The following is a 22,413-nucleotide window of genomic DNA, read 5'->3' as shown; positions in this document are numbered from 1 at the left end:
ACGCAGACGTGAAACCCCTCGATCCCCGACTGCTCCGCTACGCCCGGGCCGCGCGGCTGTTCCTCCTGCTCGGCGGAGCGCTCGCGCTCGCCCGCACGGCGACCGTCGTCGCGTTCGCCTGGCTGGTGGCGCAGCTGGTGGCCGGGGCGGTCGACGGGCGCTCCGCCGCCGAGCTGGCCCCCTCGCTCGCGGCGCTGCTGGGCGTGGTGGCGGTGCGCGCGCTGCTGGCCTGGGCCGTCGAGGTGAACGCGGCCCGCGGCGGCGCCGGTGCGAAGGCGCAGCTGCGCTCGGCGGTCCTCGCCGCGCTGGTCGCGCTCGGGCCGTCCGGCCGCTCGGGTGGATCGGGCGGAGTCGTCGCCCTGCTCGGCGGCGGGCTCGACGCGCTCGACGGCTACTTCGCCCGCTACCTGCCGCAGCTGATCGCCACCGCGATCACGACGCCGATCCTGGTGCTCGTCGTCTTCCTCGCCGATCCGCTCAGCGCGCTCTTCCTGGTGGTCACGCTCCCGCTGATCCCGGTGTTCATGGTGCTGATCGGCTGGGCGACCCAGGCGGTGCAGAAGCAGCAGTGGAGCCGGCTGCAGGCGCTCGCCTCCGGCTTCGTCGACACGGTCGGCGGGCTGGCCACGCTGAAGATCTTCGGGCGCGCGGAGCGGCAGGGCGCCCGGATCCGCGCTCTCACCGAGGACTACCGCGTGCACACGATGAAGGTGCTGCGGGTGACCTTCGTCAGCAGCTTCGTCCTCGAGCTGGCCGGCTCGCTCTCGGTCGCGCTCGTCGCGGTGTCGATCGGGCTGCGCCTGGTCGACGGCTCGCTCGGGCTCGCGATCGGGCTCTTCGTGCTGGTGCTGGCGCCGGACGTGTTCCTGCCGGTGCGGCAGGTCGGCGCCGAGTTCCACGCCGCGGCGGACGGGGTCCAGGCGGCGGACGAGGCGTTCACGATCATCGAGGCCGCGGCGGTGGTGCCCGCGCGGACCTCGGCCCCCGGCCGGTCCGGGACGCTCGAGCTCCGCGGTCTCGCGGTGGACGACGGCGCGGGTCGCGTCCTCGCGCCCGTCGACGCCGTCCTGCCCCTCGGCTCGATCACGGCTCTGACCGGGCCCAGCGGCTCCGGCAAGTCCACCCTGCTGGCCGCTCTGGCCGGCTTCGCCCCCGCGACCGGCGCGATCGCCCTCGGCGGCGCGACCGTCGACGCGGCCACCGGTCGCGACTGGCTCGCCTGGTCCGGGCAGCGGCCCGACCTGCTCCCGGGGACCGTCGGGTCCAACGTCGCGCTCGGCTCGCGCTCGCCCGATCCGGAGCGGATCCTGAGGGCACTCGCGGTCGCGGGCGCCGATCTCGACCCCGACCGGCGCATCGACGCGGACGGCACGGGCCTGTCCGGCGGGCAGGCGGCGCGGGTCGCCGTCGCGCGCGCCGTGCACCGCGTCCTCGAGCGCGGCTGCGCGGTGCTCGCCCTCGACGAGCCGACCGCCGCGCTCGACGACGACTCGGAGCGCGCGCTGCTCGCAGGGCTCCGCGGTCTCGCGGACCAGGGACTCGTCGTCCTCGTCGCCACCCACCGCCCCGCGACGATCGCGGCGGCCGACGCCGTGCTCGCGCTCGCTCCCGCCGAGGCGGTGCTCCGGTGAACCGCGCCGACGTGCTGCGCGCGGCGATGCCGGCGCCGCGGCGCTTCCTGCCCGGACTGTCCTTCGGTCTGCTCTCCTCGGCGTCGGTCGTCGCGCTGCTCGCCTGCTCGGCCTGGCTGATCGTGCGGGCGGCCGAGCAGCCGCCGATCCTCTTCCTCTCGCTCGCCGTCGTCGGGGTGCGCGCGTTCGCGCTCTCGCGGGCCTTCTTCCGCTACCTCGAGCGCCTCTCCGGGCACGACGCGGCGTTCCGCGCACTGGCGGAGCTGCGGGCGGGCGTCTACGAGCGGCTGATCCCTGTGGCGCCCGACGGGCTCGGGCGGGTGCGCCGCGGCGACCTCGTCTCGCGCGTGGTCGCCGACGTCGACGCGCAGCAGGACGTGCCGCTGCGGATCGTGCAGCCCCTGGTCGTCTCCGCCGTGGTGTCCACCGCCGCGGTGGTCGGCGTGTGGCTCCTGCTGCCCGCGATGGGCGCCGTGCTCCTCGGTCTGCTCGTGCTCGCCTTCGCCGGGGGAGCCCTCGGCTCGGGTCTCGTGTCGGCGCGCGCCGACCGCGACCTCGCGCCGCTCCGGGGCGAGCTGGCGGAGCGGCTGAATCTGCTGATCACCCGCCTCGACGTGCTGATCGCCTTCGACGCGGCCGACGGCGCGATTGCCGACGTCGCGGAGGCGGAGACGGCGCTCACCCGGGCGACGCGGCGGCGTGCGGCGTCGGCCGGGCTCGCTGCCGCCGTCCTCGCGCTCTGCTCCGGCGGCGCGGTCTGGGCCGGTCTCGCCCTCGGGATCCCCGCGATCGGGCAGCTGGGCGGCCCCGCCCTCGGAGTGCTCGTCCTGGTGCCGCTGGCCGTGTTCGAGGTCGCCGCTGCCGCGCCGCTCGCCGTGCAGAGCGCCCGCTCGGCGCTCTCGAGCGCGCAGCGCCTCGCGGACCTCGATGCGCAGGCGGAGTCGCCCGCGCTGGCGACGGATGCCCAGGTCGATCCCGCGGTCGCGGTCCCGACCGGCCGCGACATCGTCCTCCGGGACCTCTCGGTCGCCTGGCCCGGTGCAGCGGGTCCGGCGCTCGCGGGAGTCTCGCTCGAGCTGCGGGCCGGCGAGCGGATCCTCGTCACCGGCGGCAGCGGCTCGGGCAAGACGACGCTCGCGCACGCCCTCGTCCGCTTCCTCGACCACACCGGCTCGTACCGGATCGGCGGAGTGGAGGCGCGGACGCTCCCGCAGGCCGAGCTCCGGCGCATGGTCGGCCTCGTCGAGCAGCAGCCCTACCTCTTCGACGACACCATTCGGCAGAACCTGCTCTTCGCGCGCCCCGAGGCCGACGACGCGGTGCTCACCGCCGTCCTCGAGCGGGTCGGTCTCGCCTCCTGGACGGCGTCCCGCGGCGGACTCGACGCCCGGGTGGGCGAGCGCGGCTCGCTGGTCTCGGGCGGCCAGGCGCAGCGGCTGGCGCTCGCGCGCGCGCTGCTCGCCGACTTCGACGTGCTGGTGCTCGACGAGCCGACCGCCTCGGTGGACGCACCGGTCGCCGACGCGCTGCTCGCCGACCTGCTGCGCGCCGCGTCCGGACGCACGGTCGTGCTGATCGCGCACCGCGTCACCGGGGCGCTCGCCTTCGACCGGCGGATCACGGTCGCCGGCGGCACGGCGGCCGGTGCGGCCACCGAGGAGTGAGCCGCCGCGCGACCGTCAGCGGGGCGCTCGGGCCAGCGTCGCCACGCGTGCCAGGCGATCACCCTCGACGGCCCAGCGGTCGAGAACGGCGTCGGCCCGCGTCCGCGCCGGACCGGTCAGCGCGGACAGCAGGGGAGCGATCACGTCGACGGCCAGGGGATCGCCGAGCTCGTCGACCCGCGAGTCCCGAGCGAAGCCCTCCAGCCGGGTGAGATCGGAGGCGCGCAGCAGCGTCACCCGCGACTGCAGCAGGACCACCACCGCCAGCCGAGTCTCGAAGACGGGCGGCGCCCACAGCTCCGAGGACAGCACCGTGACGTCGTCGTGCTCGAGGCCGCGGAACTTCTTCAGCGCGTCCCGCACGGTGCCGCGCACCGCGCCGACGGACGCGCCGGTGGAGTCGAGCCCCGCGCCGAGCCGCTCGCGCACGTCCTGCGCCCGCCAGACGTCGCCCTCGTACTCGAGCGCCGCGCGGATGAAGTCGCCGGCGTCGCTCACCCCTCCATCATGCGACGCGCGGGGGAGCAGCGACGAACCGGGCGCCTTCGCGGAGCCTGCTGTCCGCTGCGTCAGCGGCTGGACCAGACGACGTGGCCCTGTCCGTCGTACTCGACGAGCTTCCCGTCGTTCTGCAGCACGAAGCGGAACGGCCCGGTCGCGCCGGAGGCGGAGCGGTTCGCCCAGACCACGGTGTCACTCCAGTCGTAGATCGACGCGACGCCGTTCTCGGCGACGTACAGCCCGTTGGCGATGCCGTGAGTCCCGGTCTGCCAGATCAGACCCGTCGGGCCGTGGACGACGAGGTTCCCGTCGGACTGCATCACCGCCAGGTACAGACCGTCGTCCGAGCGCAGGACGTCACCGGTCGAGAGGTGGTTCGGGGCGTACAGGACCGACCCCGGCAGCTGGGACTGGCTGTCCCAGCCCAGGTCGCCCTCGTCGTCGACGATCGTGAGCACTCCGCTGTCGTTGAGCTCGACGGCGAGGTTCTCGACGTTGGAGTCGGTCGACCACGCGGCGGTGCCGGACGACCACTCGACCGAGCCGTCGGTGCCGAGGACGACGGCGTCGCCGTCGTCCTGCATGACGAAGCGGTTGCCGGCGCCGCGGGTGCCGGTGTGCCAGATCATTCCGTCGGGTCCGTCGCCGACGAGGTCGCCGTCGGTCTGCATGACCGCGTGGAAGAGCCCGTTCTTCGACGTGAGCCGGTCACCCGGTGCGAGGGTGCCGCCGGTGGGGAGGGTGGCGTGCGGCGGTGCGGCCGTCGTCCCGGCGCCGGCGGACCGGACGGGAGCACCGTTCTGCGAAGCGGCTGCACCGACGGCGCTCTGGGCGAGGGCGGGTGTCGTGCCGAGGAGCAGGGCTCCCGCCGCGACGAGCGCGACGAGGCCGGAGGCGAGGGAGCGTGGATGTGATGTGGACGTCATGGCAGTTCCTTCTCGAGAGATGGGCACCGCCGTCGACGAGGCGGCATCGCCGAACGGTCTTCCTCTCACCGAAGCACTCGCGCTCGAATCTGTCACCCTTTGGCGTGCGGTGCGGGATCCCTGTCGCGTGGTCCGGTCTCCGGCGCTTCCGGACGGCGGCACGCCGTCCACTTCACCGCCTCGTCGAGGGTCAGGGGAGGGGACGGCGGAGGGCGTCGAGTCGCTTGCGCCAGGTGTCGAGACGGCTCGGCACCGCGGCGAGCGCCGGCCCGTCGACCCAGCCGGTGGCCAGGCGCAGGCCGTGCAGCGCGTTCGCCGTCCAGACCTCGCGGCCGTCGAGGTCGGCGGGCTCGGCCGGGGCCTCGATGACGTCGACACCCAGCGCTCCGGCGAGCACCGAGACCGTGCGGGCCGTCACGCTCCGGACCCGGCGGCTGCTCGCGGGCGGGACGACCAGTGCGTCGCCGAGCCACCAGAGGACGGCGCTCGAGGCGCCGTCGATGACCGCGCCGTCCGCTCCGAGGATCACGGCCTCGTCCGCGCCCGCGGCGAGAGCGCGCGAGCGCAGGAGCGCCAGGCGAGCGATGTCGGGTCCCTTGCGCTCCGGGGTGCGCCGCGGATCCACGGGGCTGGTCCAGAGGACGACGGTGCGGCCTCGCGGCGGGGCGGGGCGAAGACGCAGGCGCAGTCCCTCGGCGGTCAGCTCGACCCGGGGGAAGGAGTCGCCGGTCCGGGGGAGCGCGGTGACGGCGGCGTCGAAGAACGTCTCGGCGTCGACAGGGCTCGCCGTGCCGGACGTCCCGGCGTCGGCGACCGCGGCGAGGAAGCGCTCGCGGTGCAGCTCGAGACCGCGGACGCGGCCCGCCGACACCAGCCAGGAGTCGGCCGCGAGGAGGGCGCCGGCCGGAGCGTCGACCGCGGGACCGAGCTCGTGCCCGTCCCAGACCCGCACCAGCTCGCCGTCCATGACGGCCTACGCTAGCCCAGTGGCCGCTCTCCTCGAGGACCCCGCACTCCGCCGGGAGCTGCCGTGGGTCGATCCCGAGCGCGCCTACCTCGCCCTGTTCGCCGGCGCGGACGCCTCCTTCTGGCTCGACTCCGGTCGGGACGCCGTCGAGGGCCGAACCTTCCTCGGCGCCTCAGACGACGTGCTCACGGTCGAGGCCGGCGCTGACGTGTCGGCGGCGCTCGCCGCGGTCGACGAGGAGCGGAGCGGCGACCGCGCGCTCGGCCGCTACGGCTGGATCTCCTACGAGGCGGGCGCGCCCTTCGTTTCCCTCCCGGCGGCGCCCACCGGTGCGGACGCGCCGCCGGCGCTCGCGCTGATCCGCGGCGATCCGGTGCTCGAGTTCGATCACGCCCGGAGGACTCTGCACCGCGTCTCCTCCCGTCGGCAGGAGGGCGAGGCGCGGCGACTCGAGCAGGCGCTGACGGCGCTCGCCGCGGCCCCGGATACCGCCGACGAGGCCGGCGCCGACGAGCCGCGCAGCGCCGAGCCCGCCGGCCCCGTGGAGTGGCGGCACGACCCCGAGCAGTACCGCGCCCTGATCGCGCGCTGCCGGGCCGCGATCCGCGCGGGCGACGCCTACCAGCTGTGCCTCACCAACGAGGTGGTGGTCGAGGGCGCCTTCGACCCCGTCGAGGCGTACCGCCGTCTCCGGCGGTCGAGCCCCAGTCACCACGGCGGCCTGATCCGGGTCGGCGGGCTCGCCCTCGTCAGCGCCTCTCCCGAGCGCTTCCTCGACGCCTCCGCAGACGGTCGCGTCTCGACGCACCCGATCAAGGGCACCCGCACCCGCAGCGCCGACCCGGTCGTCGACGCGGAGCTGCGCGCCGAGCTGCTCGCGAGCGTCAAGGAGCGCGCCGAGAACGTGATGATCGTCGACCTGGTGCGCAACGACCTCGCGCGCATCGCCGCTCCCTCCTCCGTGCGGGTGGACCGCCTCCTCGAGGTCGAGAGCTACCCGCACGTGCACCAGCTGGTGAGCGAGGTGTCGGCGCAGCGCGCGCCGGGTGTCGGCCTGGCCGAGCTGCTCGCGGCGACCTTCCCCGCCGGGTCGATGACGGGAGCGCCGAAGCGGCGGGCGATCGAGCTGCTGCGGGAGTGGGAGGCGGGGCCGCGCGGTCTCTACGCCGGTGCGTTCGGCCGGCTCGGCGGCGACGGCTCACTCGATCTCGCGATGACCATCCGGACCCTCGTGCTCGACGGCGTCCGCGCCAGGATCGGCACGGGCGGGGGCATCACGACCCTGTCGATCCCGGACGAGGAGGTGGAGGAGACCCTCCTCAAGGCCCGCGCGCTGCTCGCCGCGCTCGGAGTCGACCTGCACGTCACGGCGGAGTCGTCGCCCGGTCGCTAGAGGCCAGTAGGGTTGTTCGTCGGACGCAGGCGCCCTCCGAGCGCGCGCCCACCCCCACCCTCACAGAAGTAGGACACACCTGTGGCAGAAGAGACCTCCCAGCAGACCGGCCCGACCGACGAGGAGCGCTACGACTTCCGCGCGCTCCAGGAGAAGTGGCTCCCGATCTGGGAGGAGACCCGGCCGTTCGCGACCGGCGACTCCACCGACAAGCGCCCGCGCAAGTACGTGCTCGACATGTTCCCGTACCCCTCCGGCGACCTGCACATGGGCCACGCGGAGGCGTACGCGCTGGGCGACGTCATCGCCCGCTACTGGCGCCAGCAGGGCTTCAACGTGCTGCACCCGATCGGCTGGGACAGCTTCGGCCTGCCCGCCGAGAACGCGGCGATCAAGCGCGGCCTCAACCCGGTCACCTGGACCTACGACAACATCGAGCAGCAGAAGCGCTCGATGAAGCGCTACGCCGCGTCCTTCGACTGGGACCGCGTGCTGCACACCTCCGACCCCGAGTACTACAAGTGGAACCAGTGGCTGTTCCTCAAGATGTACGAGAAGGGCCTCGCCTACCGCAAGGACAGCTGGGTCAACTGGGACCCGGTGGACCAGACCGTCCTCGCGAACGAGCAGGTCCTCGCCGACGGCACCTCCGAGCGCTCCGGCGCCGTCGTCGTGAAGAAGAAGCTCACCCAGTGGTACTTCAAGATCACCGACTACGCGGACCGCCTGCTCGACGACCTCAACCAGCTCGAGGGCTCCTGGCCGTCGAAGGTCATCGCCATGCAGCGCAACTGGATCGGCCGCTCGATCGGCGCCGACGTCGAGTTCGAGATCGAGGGCCGCGAGGAGCGGATCACCGTCTTCACGACGCGCCCCGACACCCTCTTCGGCGCGACCTTCATGGTCGTCGCACCCGACTCCGACCTGGCCGCCGAGCTGGTCGAGGGCGCCGACCCGGAGCTGCAGACCGCCTTCCGCAGCTACCTCGAGAAGGTGCAGAAGTCGAGTGAGATCGAGCGCCTCACCGTCGACCGCCCCAAGACCGGCGTCTTCCTCGGCCGCTACGCGATCAACCCCGTCAACGGCGAGCGCCTGCCGATCTGGTCGGCCGACTACGTCCTGTCCGACTACGGGCACGGCGCGGTGATGGCCGTCCCCGCGCACGACCAGCGCGACCTCGATTTCGCCCGCGCCTTCGACCTGCCGGTGCGGGTCGTCGTCGACACGACCGCCTCGGTCACCGGCGCGATCCCGGTGATCCCGAAGGACCCGGAGGAGCTCGCCGCGCTCGAGAAGGAGTACTCGCTCGACCCGGCCACCACCGGCGAGGCGCTGACCGGCGACGGCCGCCTGATCAACTCCGGCCCTCTCGACGGCCTCTCCAAGCGCACCGCCATCGAGCGCGTGATCAAGCTGCTCGAGGAGCGCGGCCGCGGCCGCTCCGCCAAGAACTACCGCCTGCGCGACTGGCTGATCTCGCGCCAGCGCTACTGGGGCACGCCGATCCCGATCATCCACGGCGAGAACGGCGAGCTGATCCCCGTCCCAGAGGACCAGCTGCCCGTGCGCCTGCCCTCGACCGACGGCCTCGACCTGCAGCCGAAGGGCTCGTCGCCGCTCGGTGCTGCGGAGGACTGGGTGAACGTCACGAACCCGAACGACGGCACCCCCGCGCGCCGCGACCCGGACACGATGGACACCTTCGTCGACTCCTCCTGGTACTTCCTGCGCTTCCTCTCGCCGAAGGACGACACCCAGGCGTTCGACCCGAAGCTCGCCGAGAAGTGGGCGCCCGTCGACCAGTACGTGGGCGGCGTGACGCACGCGATCCTGCACCTGCTCTACGCGCGCTTCATCACCAAGGTGCTCTTCGACCTCGGCTACGTCTCCTTCACCGAGCCGTTCACCGCGCTGCTCAACCAGGGCATGGTGCAGATGGACGGCGCCGCGATGTCGAAGTCGAAGGGCAACATCGTCCGCCTGTCCGACCAGCTGGACGAGTTCGGCGTCGACGCCGTGCGCCTGACGATGGCGTTCGCCGGCCCGCCCGAGGACGACATCGACTGGGCCGACGTCTCGCCGTCGGGCAGCGCGAAGTTCCTCGCCCGCGCCTGGCGCCTGGCGAAGGACGTCACCACCAAGCCCGACGTGGAGTGGAAGAACGGCGACGCGGCACTGCGCCGGCAGACGCACCGCTTCCTCGCCGAGTCGCCGTCGCTGATCGAGGCGTTCAAATTCAACGTCGTCGTTGCGCGCCTGATGGAGCTGGTCAACGCGACCCGCAAGGTCATCGACTCCGGTGCCGGCGCGGGCGACCCCGCCGTCCGCGAGGCGACGGAGGTCGTCGCGATGGCGCTCAACCTGTTCGCGCCGTACACGGCCGAGGACATGTGGAACCGTCTGGGCTACGAGGGCTCGGTGGCGCACGCGCTCTGGCGCAAGGCCGACCCGACGCTCCTGGTCGAGGAGAAGGTCACCGCGATCCTGCAGGTCGACGGCAAGGTCCGCGACCGGATCGAGGTCTCGCCGAAGATCTCCTCGGACGAGCTCGAGCAGAAGGCGCGCGCGGCCACCGGTGTCGCGCGGGCGCTGCAGGGCCGCGAGGTCGTCACCGCCGTCGTCCGGGCGCCGCGCCTGGTGAACCTGGTGACGAAGCCGGCGTAGGTCCTTCCGAGCACCGGACCTCCTCGAAGGGGCTCCTCCACTGCGGAGGGGCCCTTTCGGCGTTCCCGTGCCGACGCGCTGTCCCAGGCGGAGAGGTCTGCCGTGATCCGCCAGGTGCCCGGGCGGACGATGCCAGGACGTCGTGCCGACCGTCGCCGGACGTCAGGCCCGAGTACACCGTCTCCATACGTGTAAGAGTGCTGTCTCTCGCGTCCTCCCGGCACTGATGCTCGTCGACGTCGATGCCGTCTCGTTCCTCCTCTGACCCCGGGAGTGCTCATGAAGGCTTTCTCCCTCTCCTCGCGGCGCATCGTCGCCTCGCTCCTGATCGCGAAGATCCTGTTCGACGCGGCGTTCACCGCACTCCGCGCTCTCGACACGGCGGCGATCATCGTGGCGGCGTCTGCGATCGTCGCCTGCACACTCCTCGCGGCGGTCGCAGTGCGGTCGACGCCGCACTCAGGGCTCGAGCTGCTGGCCTTCATCGTCGCAGCGCTCGTGATCAGTGTCTCCTGGGGAGCCGCACCCGTCGCACTCGGGGTCCTGACTCACCTGCCGGCGCTGGTCGCCGCCGTCGCTTTCGGCACGATGGCGCTGATGCTGCGCACCATCGCGGCACTGGAGAGGACGAAGAACCGCCAGTGACGGGTACCTCTGCACGCTGAAGCGACCTACTTGGAAGAGAGGCCCGCTTTCATGCTGGTCGAGTAGCCGCGAAGCGGCGTATCGAGACCCACCCCCCTGCAGACGTCAGTCTCCTCGCCGCCCTGCGCCGGCGCCGGAGGCGTCCCGTCCGCTCGATACTCGAGCGACCGCGGGTGAGCTCGGCGAGTACCTCCCTCTCGCGGTCGCTCATCTCCGGCCGTTGGGCGTTCCCACTGCCGACGCGCTCGCTCAGGCGGGCGGCACCGACGCGTTGCGGATGTGCTGGTAGACGACCGAGGTGCGGACGTCGGCGACCTCGCGGCGCTCGGTGAGGCGGTCGATGACGAAGGCGTAGAGGTCGTCGTTGTCGCGGACGGCGACGTGGATGATGAAGTCCTCGTTGCCGGCGGTGACGAAGACGCCGAGGGTCTGCTCGAGGCCGCTGACCCAGTCGCGGAAGGACTCGATCACCTCGCGGGACGGCGGCCGGATCCGAACGGCGATCAGCGCCTGGACGCCGCGTCCGATCGCGGCGAGGTCGACGTCGAGGGTGGCGCCCCGGATGACGCCGCGGGTGCGCAGGCGCCGCATGCGATCGAGGGAGGTGGTGGGGGACACGCCGACCGCGGTCGCGACGTCGCGATTGGACATCCGCGCATCCGACTGGAGGAGGCGGAGGATGGCGATGTCGAGCGCGTCGAGGACCGCTCCGTCGCGGTTCTGCTGGTCGTTCATACGGACATCCTGCGGGAGGCTCGCCCATCCGCCTATCGTGAGCGCGGCCGGTCGGGAGGACCGACCAGAGAGGGACGACGATGAGCACTGCACCGGTCGGCTACGCCGAGGACGAGATCGACACCGCGGCGCCGACCCGATCGGCGCGTCTGAAGTGGGTGGTCGTGGTCGACGAGGCGCTCCCGATCGGGCGGGCGGTGAACGCCGCCGTCTGCGTCGCGGCCGCGACCGGCGCGCAGGTGACCGGCCTGCTCGGTCCGGCCGCGCAGGACACCACGGGCTCCGAGCACCCGGGGCTGCCGTGGGCGGGCTGCACCGTGCTCGCGGCCGATGCGGCGACGCTCCGGACGATCCGGGCGAAGGCGGAGGCGCACGAGGGGACGTTCGTCGCCGACATGCCCGCCGCCGCGCAGGACACCCGCGTGTACGACGAGTACCGGGAGGTGCTCGGGGCGACCGCGCCGGAGCTCGTCGAGTACCTGGCGGTCGGTCTGATCGGACCGAGGAACCGGATCGACAAGATCGTCGGGCGGCTGCGGTTGCTCTGAGCGGGCGGGGCGGGCGTCCTCCACAGGACGGGATGTCGAGCTTCGTCCACTGATCCGAGGGAGTCGATGATCGCCCGAACCGGGCCGCCCTAGCGTCGTCGGATGCAGCAGACGAGCCAGGCCGACGACCCCGCGGGGCTGCTGCGACGTCCGCGCCGAGCGCGATCGCGCTGGCGGATCGGGGTCGGCGCGGCGATGGTGCTGGTGATCGCGGCAGCGGTCGTGGCAGTGCTCCTCGCAGGGACGCGGGCGAGCGGCCGGACGGAGGTGCTCGCGCCGGCCGGTGGTGCCGCTGCTGCGGCGGGTCCGTCTGGAGCGCCGGCATCTGCGGGCGCGACCGGTTCGCCTCCTCCCAGCAGCAGTCCGGGCGAGGTCCTCTACGTGCACGTCGCCGGAGCGGTCGCCGCGCCTGGCCTCTACCTGCTCGATCCTGGTGCGCGGGTGGCCGATGCGCTCGCGGCGGCGGGTGGCTTCACGGAAGCAGCCGAGCGGGCAGCCGTGAATCTCGCACGGCGGCTCGTGGACGGTGAGCAGATCCTCGTCCCCGAGCGGGGTGCGGCGGTCGTGCCGGGCGGCACGGGTCCGGCCGCAGCTGCGGGCACCACCGGCGGCATCGTCAGCCTGAGCACGGCCACGGCCGCGCAACTGGAGGAGCTGCCCGAGATCGGCCCTGCGACGGCGGCGAAGATCGTCGCCTACCGCGAGGAGCACGGGCCGTTCACCTCGGTGGACCAGCTGCTGGAGGTGCCGGGCGTCGGCGAGAAGACGCTCGAGGCGTTCCGCGAGCAGGTGGCGCCGTGATCCGCGCGCAGGATCTGCGGCTGCTGCCGCTCGCGCTCGCGGCGTGGGCGGCGGCCGCGGCGGCCGGGCTGCTGCCGGTCACGGCCGTTTTCGGGGGCGGGGCGCTGCTCTGCACGGTGGCGTGGTCGGTGACCCTCGTCGTCGTCGCGACGGTGCTCGTGTTCCGTCGTCGCCGCGCGGCCGTCGTCCTGGCCGGGATCGCGGTGGCACTCGGAGGAGCGGCGCTGGCCGTCACCTCCGTCGTGGTCGCAGCGCCCGAGCGGCACCCTTCGGAGCTGCGGGCGGCGGCGGAATCCCGAGCGGTTCAGGCGGTGCTCGTCCGCATCGAGACCTCCGCGCGGCCGCTCACCGCCGGCGGAGTGTGGTTCGACGGCACCGCGCTGCAGCTGGAGGATCAGCCGATGTCCGCGCCGGTGCGGGTGTTCCTGGCCGAGCCCGGCGGCCGACTGCCGGTCGGCTCCGAGGTCGTGCTCCGGGTCCGGGCAGAGGAGCCGGGCTCCGTCGGCGAGAGCACGCTCCTGACCGCGAGCGCCGTGCTCGAGCGACGCCCGCCCGTCGGAGTGGCGGCGGTCGCGGAGGTGCTGCGCGCGGGCTTCCTCGCCCGGACCGCGATGATCGGCGGAGACGTCGCAGGCCTTCTACCGGGCCTCGCGACGGGGGACACCTCAGCCCTCTCGTCCGACCTGGAGGACGACATGCGGACCGCCTCGCTCACCCACCTCACTGCGGTCTCCGGAGCGAACTGCGCGGTCGTGGTCGCGGCCGGCTGGCTCGTCGCCGCGCTGCTCGGCGCCGGCCGTCGCCTCCGCACCCTCTCGGCGCTGGCGGTCCTCGCAGCGTTCGTCGTGCTGGTCACTCCGGAGCCGAGCGTCGTGCGGGCGGCGGTGATGGCGACCGTCGTGCTGCTCGCACGGCTGGGGCGGCGGTCCGGTGCGGCGGTCCCGGCGCTGCTGGCGAGCGTCGTCCTGCTGATGCTCGTCGATCCGTCGATCGCGGGGCGGCTCGGCTTCGTGCTGTCCGTGCTGGCGACGGGTGGGCTGCTGCTCGCGGCGGAGCCGATCGCGCGCCGGCTCGAGGACGTCCTGCCGCGACCGCTCGCGCTGCTGATCGCGGTACCCCTGGCGGCGCAGCTCGCGTGCCAGCCGGCGGTCCTGCTGATCGATCCGACGATCCCGGTCTACGGGGTGCTGGCGAACCTGCTCGCCGAGCCGGCGGCACCCGCGGCGACCGGACTCGGGCTGATCGGCTGCCTGCTCGCGCCGTGGTGGCCGGTGGGGGCCGACGTGGCGATCCGGCTCGCGGCGGTGCCGGCCTGGTGGATCGCCTCGATCGCGCGCGCCGTCGCGAGCTGGCCGTCTCCGCGGATCGCCTGGCTGCCCGGGCTCGGCGGGCTGCTGGCGCTCACGGTCCTGACCGTGCTCGCGCTGCTGCTGGTCACCCGGTCCCGTCGACTCCGGCTGCTGCGGCGGTGCGCGGCGACGGTGCTGGCGGGGGCGCTCGTCGTCGGAGCGGCGTCGGGCGTGGCGACCCCGCTGCTGCGCACCGCCGCCGTCCCCTCCGACTGGCGGGTGGCGATGTGCGACATCGGGCAGGGCGACGCGGTACTGGTCCGCGGCGACGCCGGGGTGGTCCTCGTCGACACCGGGCCGCTGCCGGAGCGGCTCGACGCGTGCCTCGACCTGCTCGGCATCGACCGCCTCGCGCTGCTGCTGCTCACCCACTACGACCTCGACCACGTCGGCGGCCTGGCGGCCGTGGTCGGCCGCGTCGACGAGGCGCTCGTCGGTCCGGTGGCGGACGAGGGCGACACCCGCGACCGCGCCGACCTCGTGTCCGGCGGCGCCGCGGTGCGGGAAGCGGCGCGCGGCGACAGCGGCTCGGTCGGCTCGCTGCGCTGGCGGGTCGTCTGGCCGGAGCGGGGGACCACCCTCCGCGGCAACGAGGCGAGCGTGACCCTGCGGATCGACATCGCCGCGGACGCGATCGGCGGGCCGCTGTCCCTGGCCATGCTCGGCGACCTCGGCGCCGAGGAGCAGGGCCGGCTCGCGCGCCTGGACCCGGGCCGCGTCGACGTCGTGAAAGTGGCGCACCACGGCTCCGCCGACCAGTCGCCCGCCCTCTACGACGCGCTCGGCGCCCGCATCGGCCTCGTCTCGGTCGGCGCGGACAACACGTACGGCCACCCGACGCCGTCGCTGCTCGCCCTGCTGGCCGAGCGCGGGACCCGCGCCCTGCGGACCGACCTGGAGGGGACGGTGCTGCTCTCCTCGCGACCGGAGGGCGTCGGGGTCTGGACGAGCGGCGCCGCCGCCCCGGTGGCTGCTCCGGACGAGCGCGGAGGTCGAACCGCGCCTGTGCTCAGCCGAGGGTCGCCCGTCGCCGGGGAGGACGGTGCTGCCGGAACCCGATCCGCGGGTGTCTTGCGACGGAGTGGACAGCCTTGCGCCGCGGATCGGTCGCGGACGTCGCCGACTGCTTGGATACGGGATCGACGTGGCGTGACGAGGAGAAGGAGTCGGCGTGACTCGGAAGGAACGACCCGAACTCCGGAAGGATCAACCGGGTGTCTCGATCCCACTGGTCATGTTCGCCCACATGGCAGTCCTCCTGTTCCTGGCCGCGGTGCCGCACCAGCCGCCGTGGTGGATCGTCCTCTCCGCGGTCGCGCTGCTCGGAACGGGGATCGGCGCCTTCTCCGATTCCCGCAGGTATCGACTGAAGTTCCTCGAGAGGCAGCGGCGGCGCGGTCCGTCCTGACGGCACGACCTCTCCTCGCTTCTCCAGCGGGTGTCCCCGGACTCGTAGAATCGAGGGTCACGGAAGGACGACGGCATGGCAGGCAGAGCCCCGGCCCGCGGCAAGGCGGCCCCCTCGAAGGCGGCGATCCCGCAGCTCGCGTGGAACCAGACGCGACCCGCTCCGATCGTGCTGATCACCGGTCCCGAGCAGTTCCTCGCCGACCGGGCACTGCGGTTCCTCCGCGAGTTCCTGCGCGCCGAGGACCCGAGTCTCGAGGTCAATGACATCGACGCCGGCGGCTACGCGCCGGGGGAGCTGCTGACGCTGGCGAGCCCGTCGCTGTTCGACGAGCCGCGGCTGCTGCGCGTCTCGAACGTGGAGAAGTGCTCGGACGCGTTCCTCGTCGAGATGATCGAGTACCTCGCCCAGCCCGCGGACGGCGCGACCGTCGTGCTCCGGCACGGCGGCGGCAACCGCGGCAAGAAGCTGCTCGACGCGATCCGCTCGGGCATCGGCGGCGGCATCGAGATCGTCTGCGCGGAGCTCAAGCGGGAGAGCGACAAGGTCGACTTCGCGATCGCGGAGTTCCGCACCGCGGGGCGCACGGCGACCACCGGAGCGGTGCGGGCGCTGGTGTCGGCGTTCTCGGACGACCTGGACGAGCTCGCCTCGGCCTGCCAGCAGCTCGTCTCCGACGTGACCGGGGACATCACCGAGGCGACGGTCGCGAAGTACTACGGCGGTCGCGTCGAGACCACCGCGTTCACGGTCGCCGATGCCGCGATCGCCGGCCGGCACGGGGAGGCGCTCCTGGGGCTTCGCCATGCGCTGGCATCGGGTGCGGATCCGGTGCCGATCGTCGCGGCGTTCGCGAGCAAGCTGCGCACGATGGCGAAGGTCGCCGGGTCTCGCGAGGGGTCCGGCCACATCGCGTCGCGGCTGGGGCTCGCGCCCTGGCAGGTGGACCGCGCGCGCCGCGATCTGGCTGGCTGGACCGGTGACGGGCTGGGGACCGCGATCCTGACCGTCGCGGAGGCCGACGCGAACGTCAAGGGTGCGACTCGCGACCCGGTGTTCGCGCTCGAGCGCATGGTGTCGGTCATCTCGGCGCGCGGGGTCTGACGCGCGGCTCCGCCGCCCGGGACCTCTCCTGCCAGCGGCGGTGGGTCTCGATACGCGCCTGCAGGGCTGCTCGACCAGCATGGGTTGCGCGGCCTCGCGCTGAGCAGCGTCCCCGCGAGCTGGCGTCGGTCCTGCTGATGGCGGTGGGTCTCGATACGCCCCTGCGGGGTTACTCGACCAGCATGGAGGGGCAGCGACGACCAGCATCAGGCGGGCGGACCTCACACCATGTTGATCGCACAGCTTCTCGGCCAGCACAGCCGGGCGGCGGTGATCGAGCATCAGGCGGGCGGCACCCGATTCATGCTGATCGAGTAGCTTGCGAAGCGGGCGTATCGAGATCCGGATCGCTAGTCCGCCGTCAGGCGGGCTAGGTGGCGGCGTTGAGCGTCATGGACACTGTCAGCTCGCTTCGATCAGCCGGGTGAGTCGATCCGCGGCGGAGGAGATCGTCGAGACGGCGACGAGCGTGAAGACGCAGGCGACGCCCCAGAACCAGGTGCGGCCGGGAGCGTGTGCGCGACGGCGGTCGAAGGCGAGCCACCAGGCCGCGACGACGGAGACGAGCGCGGCGATCACCGAGCCGAGGGCCATCCTGACCCAGTCCGCGGCTTGGGGCTCCGTCCAGGAGTTCGTGCCGACCACGATCGCGGTCGGCACGACGATCATGCCGAGCAGTCCGAGGAGGATCGCCCTGTCCTGGCTCAGCGGCTTCGCCGTCTCCGTGCTGGTCATGATCCCCCGATCGCGCGCTGGGCAGCTCTTCGCGGGAGCCGTCCGTCACGGTGACGCTACCGGACGTCCTTGCGGTGGTGGGTCTCGATACGCCCCTGCGGGGCTACTCGACCAGCATGGGGTGTGCGGGCTCGCGTTGCGCGGCATCCGCGCGAGCTGGCGCCGGTCCTGCTGATGACGGTGGGTCTCGATACGCCCCTCCGGGGCTACTCGACCAGCATGTCGTCGCGCGGGCCCGCGCTGCGCGCCGGTGGTGCTGGAGCCGCGGCCCCGCAGGCGAACAGGCGATTCGCGTGCCAGCGAATCGTCGTAGCCGGGACGCGAGACGCTCCACTCGGCGCGACCATCTGCGGAAGCCGACCGCGCGACGGACGACGAGGAACGAGGAGTCCGTCGACGGCGAGCGGAAACGACGAAGGGCCCGGCCAGAGGCCGGACCCTTCGTCGTTGCAGCGAGCCCAGAGGCTCAGAGCGCGGCGACCTGCTTCGCGATGGCCGACTTGCGGTTCGCGGCCTGGTTCTTGTGGATGACGCCCTTGCTCGAGGCCTTGTCGAGCTTCTTGGCGGCGAAGGCGAGCGCGGTGGCGGCCTTCTCGGTGTCGCCGGCGGCGATGGCGGAGTGCACCGCGCGGACGGCGGTCTTCAGCTCGCTCTTGACCGCCTTGTTGCGGTCGTTCGCCTTCTTGTTGGTGAGGTTGCGCTTGATCTGCGACTTGATGTTTGCCACGTCTATTACCTTCTTCTCGGATGTGTGTGCAGCCGGCTACTCGACGGAGTGCCCCTTCCGGTGGCGTGGAAACGCCATCCCGGTGCGACTGGAGGTCGCCGGCTTCTGAATCACTCCACACACGCCAATGGTGGAGCGCAAGCCAACAAGGAACTTTAGCGCACCCGCCGCCACCCTTCAACCGCGCCGCGCCCGCCGCCCACGCCCCGTCCCCTCCCGCGAGATGCCAGTTGCGTACGCGACACGCCGCGCGAGGCGTACGCAAGTGGCATCTCGCGGGAGGAGCCCGCCAGTAGCCTGACCAGCGATGCCCCGACTCGCCGATCACATCCCCGCCGTTCCGCCCTCGGGCATCCGCCGGCTGTTCGAGATCGCCCTCCGCCTGGACGGCGTGACGCTGCTCGCAGTGGGGGAGCCCGACGTCGCCGTCGCACCGCACATCATCGAGGCGGCCCGTGCCGCCTGGGCCGCGGACGACACCGGCTACGGCCCGAACGGCGGCCTGATGGAGCTGCGGCGCGCGATCGTCGCCAAGCTCGCCCGCGACAACGGGTTCCGCGCCGACGTCGAGCAGGTCTGGGTCACGGTCGGCGCCACGCAGGCGCTCTACCAGGCGATGACGCTGACGCTCGGCCCCGGTGACGAGGTGCTCCTGCCCGATCCCGGCTACACCACCTTCACGATGAACGCGCGGATGATCGGCGCCGTCCCGGTGCCCTACACGCTCCGCGCCGAGAACGGCTTCCTCCCCGACCTGGACGAGCTCGAGCGGATCGTCACCGACCGCACCCGCGCGATCGTCGTGAACAGCCCGTCGAACCCGCTCGGCATCGTCCTGCCGCGGCCGACGCTCGAGCGGCTGCTGGACTTCGCCCGCCGCCATGACCTCTGGATCGTCAGCGACGAGGTCTACGAGTGCTTCACCTACGGCCGCCCGCACGTGAGCCTCGCCGCGCTCGCGCAGGAGGCCGGCCACGACGACGACCGCGTCTTCAGCGTCTTCTCGCTCTCGAAGACCTACGCGATGACCGGCGTCCGCGTCGGCTACCTGGTCACCCCTCCCGGCCTGACCTCGACGATGGTCACCGTCCAGGAGGCGTCGATCAGCTGCGTCGCGACGCCCGACCAGCGCGCGGCCCTCGCGGCACTGACCGGGCCGCAGGACGCGGTGGTCGACGCCGCCGCGCACTACCTCTCGAACCTGCGGCTCGCGACGGCGCTGCTCGACGAGCGCGGCATCCGCTTCCGCGAGCCGGAGGGCGCCTTCTACCTGTGGATCGACGTCTCGCACGCGAGTGACGGCGACGTCGCCTCGTGGGCCGAGTCCTTCCTCCTCGAGACGCTCGTCGCCGTCGCGCCGGGCAGCGCCTTCGGGCGCACCGGCGAGGGCTGGATCCGCGTCTGCCTCGCAGCGGACCCCGCCGACCTGGAGCACGGGCTGCGCGCCCTGCCGGCCCCGTCGGTTCCGGTGAGCGCATGAGCGCCGACGACGTCCTGGTCCGCCGGGTGCGCCCGGACGAGTACGCCGGGGTCTCCCGCCTGCGCCTCGCCGCCTACGCCCACGACTATGAGCTGGGGGAGGAGTACGCGGCGGAAATCGCCGACGTCGCCCGGCACGACCGCGAGGGCGAGGTCTGGGTCGCGGAGGAGGCCGGCGCGATCCTCGCGACCGTCACCACCGCGGCTCCCGGCGCCAACCTCTACTCCCTCGGCCGCCCGGGTGAGCTCGACTGGCGACTGCTCGCGGTCGCTCCTGAGGCGCGCGGCCGCGGACTGGGTCGTCTCCTCACCGAGTTCGTGGTGATGCTCGCCGTCGAGCGGGGCGTCGACCGCATCGTGATGAACAGCGGCACCGACATGCTCGCCGCGCACGCCCTCTACGAGAGCATGGGGTTCGTCCGGCTCCCCGAGCGCGAGAACCCACCCGGGATCGAGCCCACGCGCACCTACGGGCTCGACCTCTAGACGCGATCCCCCGCAGAACATCAGCGGAGAAGGGCGTTCATCGCCCACCAGCGCTGAGCCCCCTCCACAGCTGATGTTCTGCAGCGGATCCGGCCGGTCCCGGCCCCTCGCCCGCCGCCGGACCCCGGCCGTGGGACACTGGACGCACGATGTCTCCACGTGCACACCTCGGGCTCGAGCCCGCCGCGACCGATCCGGCGTCCATCCGCAACTTCTGCATCATCGCCCACATCGACCACGGCAAGTCCACCCTCGCCGATCGCATGCTCGGCATCACGGGCGTGGTCGAGGACCGCGCGATGCGCGCGCAGTACCTCGATCGGATGGACATCGAGCGCGAGCGCGGCATCACGATCAAGTCGCAGGCCGTGCGCATGCCCTGGGAGCGCGACGGGCGGACCTTCGCGCTCAACATGATCGACACCCCCGGTCACGTCGACTTCTCCTACGAGGTCAGCCGCTCGCTCGCCGCCTGCGAGGGCGCGATCCTGCTGGTCGACGCCGCGCAGGGCATCGAGGCGCAGACCCTCGCGAACCTCTACCTCGCGCTCGAGAACGACCTGGCGATCATCCCGGTCCTCAACAAGATCGACCTGCCCGCCGCGGACCCGGAGAAGTACGCGGCCGAGCTCGCGAGCCTCATCGGCGGCGACCCGGCCGACGTCCTCCGCGTCTCCGGCAAGACCGGCGTCGGCGTCGAGGCGCTGCTCGACCGCGTCACCGAGCTGGTGCCCGCGCCGGTCGGCGACAAGAACGCCCCCGCCCGCGCGATGATCTTCGACTCGGTCTACGACTCCTACCGCGGCGTCGTCACCTACGTCCGGATGATCGACGGCCAGCTCTCGCCTCGCGAGAAGATCCAGATGATGTCGACGCGCGCGACGCACGAGATCCTCGAGATCGGCGTCTCCAGCCCCGAGCCCGTCTCGACCAAGGGCCTCGGCGTCGGCGAGGTCGGCTACCTGATCACCGGCGTGAAGGACGTCCGCCAGTCGAAGGTCGGCGACACCGTCACCACCGCGTCCAAGCCCGCCACCGAGGCGCTGCCCGGCTACACCGAGCCGCTGCCGATGGTGTTCTCGGGCCTCTACCCGATCGACGGCAGCGACTACCCGGACCTCCGCGAGGCACTGGACAAGCTCAAGCTCTCCGACGCGGCGCTCGTCTACGAGCCCGAGACCTCGGTCGCGCTCGGCTTCGGCTTCCGCTGCGGCTTCCTCGGCCTGCTGCACCTCGAGATCGTCACCGAGCGGCTGGACCGCGAGTTCGGCCTCGACCTGATCACCACGGCGCCGTCCGTCATCTACGAGGTGACCACCGACGACAAGAGCACCGTCACGGTGACCAACCCGAGCGAGTTCCCGGTCGGCAAGATCGCCAGCGTGACCGAGCCCATCGTGCGCGCCGCGATCCTCGCGCCGAAGGACTACGTCGGCACGATCATGGAGCTCTGCCAGAGCCGCCGCGGCACGCTGATCGGGATGGAGTACCTCGGCGAGGACCGCGTCGAGATCCGGTACCACATGCCCCTCGGCGAGATCGTCTTCGACTTCTTCGACAACCTCAAGTCGAAGACGGCCGGCTACGCCTCGCTCGACTACGAGCCCGCCGGCGACCAGGAGGCCGACCTGGTGAAGGTGGACATCCTGCTGCAGGGCGAGCAGGTCGACGCGTTCAGCGCGATCGTCCACCGCGACAAGGCCTACGCCTACGGCGTGCTGATGACGGGACGGCTGCGCAAGCTGATCCCGCGCCAGCAGTTCGAAGTGCCCATCCAGGCCGCGATCGGCGCTCGCATCATCGCGCGCGAGTCGATCAGCGCGATGCGGAAGGACGTCCTCGCCAAGTGCTACGGCGGTGACATCACCCGCAAGCGCAAACTGCTCGAGAAGCAGAAGGAGGGCAAGAAGCGCATGAAGATGGTCGGCCGCGTCGAGGTCCCGCAGGAGGCGTTCATCGCCGCCCTGAGTGGTGACGTCGAGACGAAGGACAAGAAGTGAGCGTCCGGCGCTCGAGCTTCGAGGGGCAGCCGCAGGTCACCTATGCGGCCGTCGGCGGCACGCTCGCGCCGGACCTGCTCGAGTACCCGCCGGACGGCTTCACCGCCGAGCGCTTCGAGGCGCGCCTCGGCTCGGGAGCCGAGCGCTTCGCGATCACGACCGCGTCTCTGATGACGTGGGGCGTGCAGCGCGGCAGCGGCATTGCCGTCACCGACATCACCGCCGGCAGCGGCGTGCAGTACACCGGCGTGAACTTCGACTCCGCCGGCACTCCGATCGACCTCGCCAGCCGCCCGACCGAGGAGCAGTTCTCGGCGGACGGCACGCCGTACATCACCGCCGGCGTCACCGCCGTGCTCAAGATCACGCTGCTCGGCCGGACGGTGAACGCCCCCGTGCGCGTCGTCTACGTCGTCGACGAGCCCGACCAGGTCGGCTTCGCCTACGGCACCCTCGAGGGCCACCCGGAGAGCGGCGAGGAGTCGTTCGTGGTCGAGAAGCGCGCCGACGACTCCGTCTGGCTCGTCATCCGCGTGTTCTCGCGTCCCTCCACCGCCCTCTACCGCCTCGGCACGCCCGTCCTCCGGGTCGTGCAGAAGCGGCAGGTCAAGAAGTACCTTCGCGCGCTGCTGCCGGCGCGCGTCAGCTGA

At 72.6% G+C, this 22,413-nt stretch carries 19 protein-coding genes; 13 read left to right on the top strand and 6 right to left on the bottom strand.

The features are described 5' to 3' along the window. The first annotated feature begins 8 nt into the window (after positions 1 to 8). Both cydD and cydC read left to right on the top strand, forming a co-directional pair. On the top strand, positions 9 to 1,631 hold the full coding sequence (cydD, locus tag HQQ86_RS01730) for a thiol reductant ABC exporter subunit CydD (protein ID WP_173285973.1): 1,623 nt from the start codon (positions 9 to 11) through the stop codon (positions 1,629 to 1,631). Further along, positions 1,628 to 3,295: a thiol reductant ABC exporter subunit CydC gene (gene cydC, locus HQQ86_RS01725; protein WP_173285971.1), complete on the top strand. Its 1,668-nt coding sequence runs from the start codon at positions 1,628 to 1,630 to the stop codon at positions 3,293 to 3,295. Before cydD ends, cydC begins: the two co-directional genes overlap by 4 nt. A gap of 15 nt (positions 3,296 to 3,310) precedes the next feature. Here cydC and HQQ86_RS01720 read toward each other — a convergent pair whose 3' ends face one another. From HQQ86_RS01720 to HQQ86_RS01710, 3 genes are all read right to left on the bottom strand, one after another. Then, complete coding sequence (locus tag HQQ86_RS01720) at positions 3,311 to 3,793, bottom strand: DNA alkylation repair protein (RefSeq protein ID WP_173285968.1); 483 nt, start codon at positions 3,791 to 3,793, stop codon at positions 3,311 to 3,313. Positions 3,794 to 3,864: 71 nt separating this feature from the next. Next, positions 3,865 to 4,722 (bottom strand): hypothetical protein, encoded by an 858-nt coding sequence (locus HQQ86_RS01715; RefSeq protein WP_173285966.1) that lies wholly within the window; start codon positions 4,720 to 4,722, stop codon positions 3,865 to 3,867. A 190-nt stretch (positions 4,723 to 4,912) separates the two neighbouring features. Next, a complete protein-coding gene (locus HQQ86_RS01710; protein WP_173285964.1) occupies positions 4,913 to 5,689 on the bottom strand; it encodes an aminotransferase class IV in 777 nt (258 codons plus the stop codon). A gap of 19 nt (positions 5,690 to 5,708) precedes the next feature. Here HQQ86_RS01710 and HQQ86_RS01705 point away from each other — a divergent pair, with 19 nt between their 5' ends. From HQQ86_RS01705 to HQQ86_RS01695, 3 genes are all read left to right on the top strand, one after another. Next, on the top strand, positions 5,709 to 7,082 hold the full coding sequence (locus HQQ86_RS01705) for an anthranilate synthase component I family protein (protein ID WP_367948514.1): 1,374 nt from the start codon (positions 5,709 to 5,711) through the stop codon (positions 7,080 to 7,082). 81 nt (positions 7,083 to 7,163) lie between these two features. Next, the gene (gene leuS, locus HQQ86_RS01700) at positions 7,164 to 9,746 is read left to right on the top strand and encodes a leucine--tRNA ligase (RefSeq protein WP_173285960.1); all 2,583 of its coding nucleotides are present in this window, start codon (positions 7,164 to 7,166) and stop codon (positions 9,744 to 9,746) included. A gap of 279 nt (positions 9,747 to 10,025) precedes the next feature. Further along, positions 10,026 to 10,391, top strand: coding sequence for a hypothetical protein (locus HQQ86_RS01695; RefSeq protein WP_173285958.1), 366 nt, complete (start codon positions 10,026 to 10,028; stop codon positions 10,389 to 10,391). A gap of 249 nt (positions 10,392 to 10,640) precedes the next feature. On the opposite strand, the gene HQQ86_RS01690 is transcribed toward HQQ86_RS01695, so the two are convergent. Then, positions 10,641 to 11,126, bottom strand: a complete 486-nt coding sequence (locus HQQ86_RS01690; RefSeq protein WP_173285955.1) for an Lrp/AsnC family transcriptional regulator — start codon at positions 11,124 to 11,126, stop codon at positions 10,641 to 10,643. Between the two features lie 80 nt (positions 11,127 to 11,206). Between HQQ86_RS01690 and HQQ86_RS01685 the strand changes: the two genes are divergently transcribed. The 4 genes from HQQ86_RS01685 to holA all read left to right on the top strand — a co-directional run bounded on the left by HQQ86_RS01685 (position 11,207) and on the right by holA (position 16,336). Further along, complete coding sequence (locus HQQ86_RS01685; RefSeq protein WP_173285953.1) at positions 11,207 to 11,674, top strand: DUF2000 domain-containing protein; 468 nt, start codon at positions 11,207 to 11,209, stop codon at positions 11,672 to 11,674. A gap of 102 nt (positions 11,675 to 11,776) precedes the next feature. Continuing rightward, positions 11,777 to 12,475 (top strand): ComEA family DNA-binding protein, encoded by a 699-nt coding sequence (locus HQQ86_RS01680; protein WP_173285951.1) that lies wholly within the window; start codon positions 11,777 to 11,779, stop codon positions 12,473 to 12,475. Then, positions 12,472 to 15,498 (top strand): ComEC/Rec2 family competence protein, encoded by a 3,027-nt coding sequence (locus tag HQQ86_RS01675; RefSeq protein WP_173285949.1) that lies wholly within the window; start codon positions 12,472 to 12,474, stop codon positions 15,496 to 15,498. The genes HQQ86_RS01680 and HQQ86_RS01675 overlap by 4 nt, the downstream gene beginning before the upstream one ends. Then, positions 15,401 to 16,336, top strand: coding sequence for a DNA polymerase III subunit delta (gene holA, locus HQQ86_RS01670; RefSeq protein ID WP_173285422.1), 936 nt, complete (start codon positions 15,401 to 15,403; stop codon positions 16,334 to 16,336). The genes HQQ86_RS01675 and holA overlap by 98 nt, the downstream gene beginning before the upstream one ends. Positions 16,337 to 16,738: 402 nt before the next feature. Here the strand turns inward: holA and HQQ86_RS01665 are convergent, their stop codons facing one another. Together HQQ86_RS01665 and rpsT are read right to left on the bottom strand one after the other, a co-directional pair. Continuing rightward, positions 16,739 to 17,071 carry a hypothetical protein gene (locus tag HQQ86_RS01665; protein WP_173285947.1) on the bottom strand — a complete coding sequence of 111 codons (333 nt, stop codon included), beginning with the start codon at positions 17,069 to 17,071 and terminating at the stop codon, positions 16,739 to 16,741. Positions 17,072 to 17,537: 466 nt separating this feature from the next. Then, complete coding sequence (rpsT, locus tag HQQ86_RS01660; protein WP_160088609.1) at positions 17,538 to 17,798, bottom strand: 30S ribosomal protein S20; 261 nt, start codon at positions 17,796 to 17,798, stop codon at positions 17,538 to 17,540. Positions 17,799 to 18,105: 307 nt separating this feature from the next. On the opposite strand from rpsT, the gene HQQ86_RS01655 reads away from it, so the two are divergent. The 4 genes from HQQ86_RS01655 to HQQ86_RS01640 all read left to right on the top strand — a co-directional run bounded on the left by HQQ86_RS01655 (position 18,106) and on the right by HQQ86_RS01640 (position 22,413). Next, a complete protein-coding gene (locus HQQ86_RS01655; RefSeq protein WP_173285945.1) occupies positions 18,106 to 19,278 on the top strand; it encodes a pyridoxal phosphate-dependent aminotransferase in 1,173 nt (390 codons plus the stop codon). Then, entirely contained in the window at positions 19,275 to 19,763 is a 489-nt protein-coding gene (locus HQQ86_RS01650; protein WP_173285943.1) for a GNAT family N-acetyltransferase, read from the top strand. The genes HQQ86_RS01655 and HQQ86_RS01650 overlap by 4 nt, the downstream gene beginning before the upstream one ends. Positions 19,764 to 19,912: 149 nt before the next feature. After that, positions 19,913 to 21,763: a translation elongation factor 4 gene (gene lepA / locus HQQ86_RS01645; RefSeq protein ID WP_173285941.1), complete on the top strand. Its 1,851-nt coding sequence runs from the start codon at positions 19,913 to 19,915 to the stop codon at positions 21,761 to 21,763. Further along, complete coding sequence (locus tag HQQ86_RS01640) at positions 21,760 to 22,413, top strand: DUF1990 family protein (protein ID WP_123445616.1); 654 nt, start codon at positions 21,760 to 21,762, stop codon at positions 22,411 to 22,413. The genes lepA and HQQ86_RS01640 overlap by 4 nt, the downstream gene beginning before the upstream one ends.

Origin of the sequence: Rathayibacter sp. VKM Ac-2857 (assembly GCF_013205025.1) — a bacterium.
In the GTDB taxonomy this organism is placed as follows: Bacteria; Actinomycetota; Actinomycetes; order Actinomycetales; family Microbacteriaceae; genus Rathayibacter.
The sequence above is the reverse complement of the archived record's forward strand: the minus strand, read 5'-3'. Positions and strand labels throughout refer to the sequence as shown.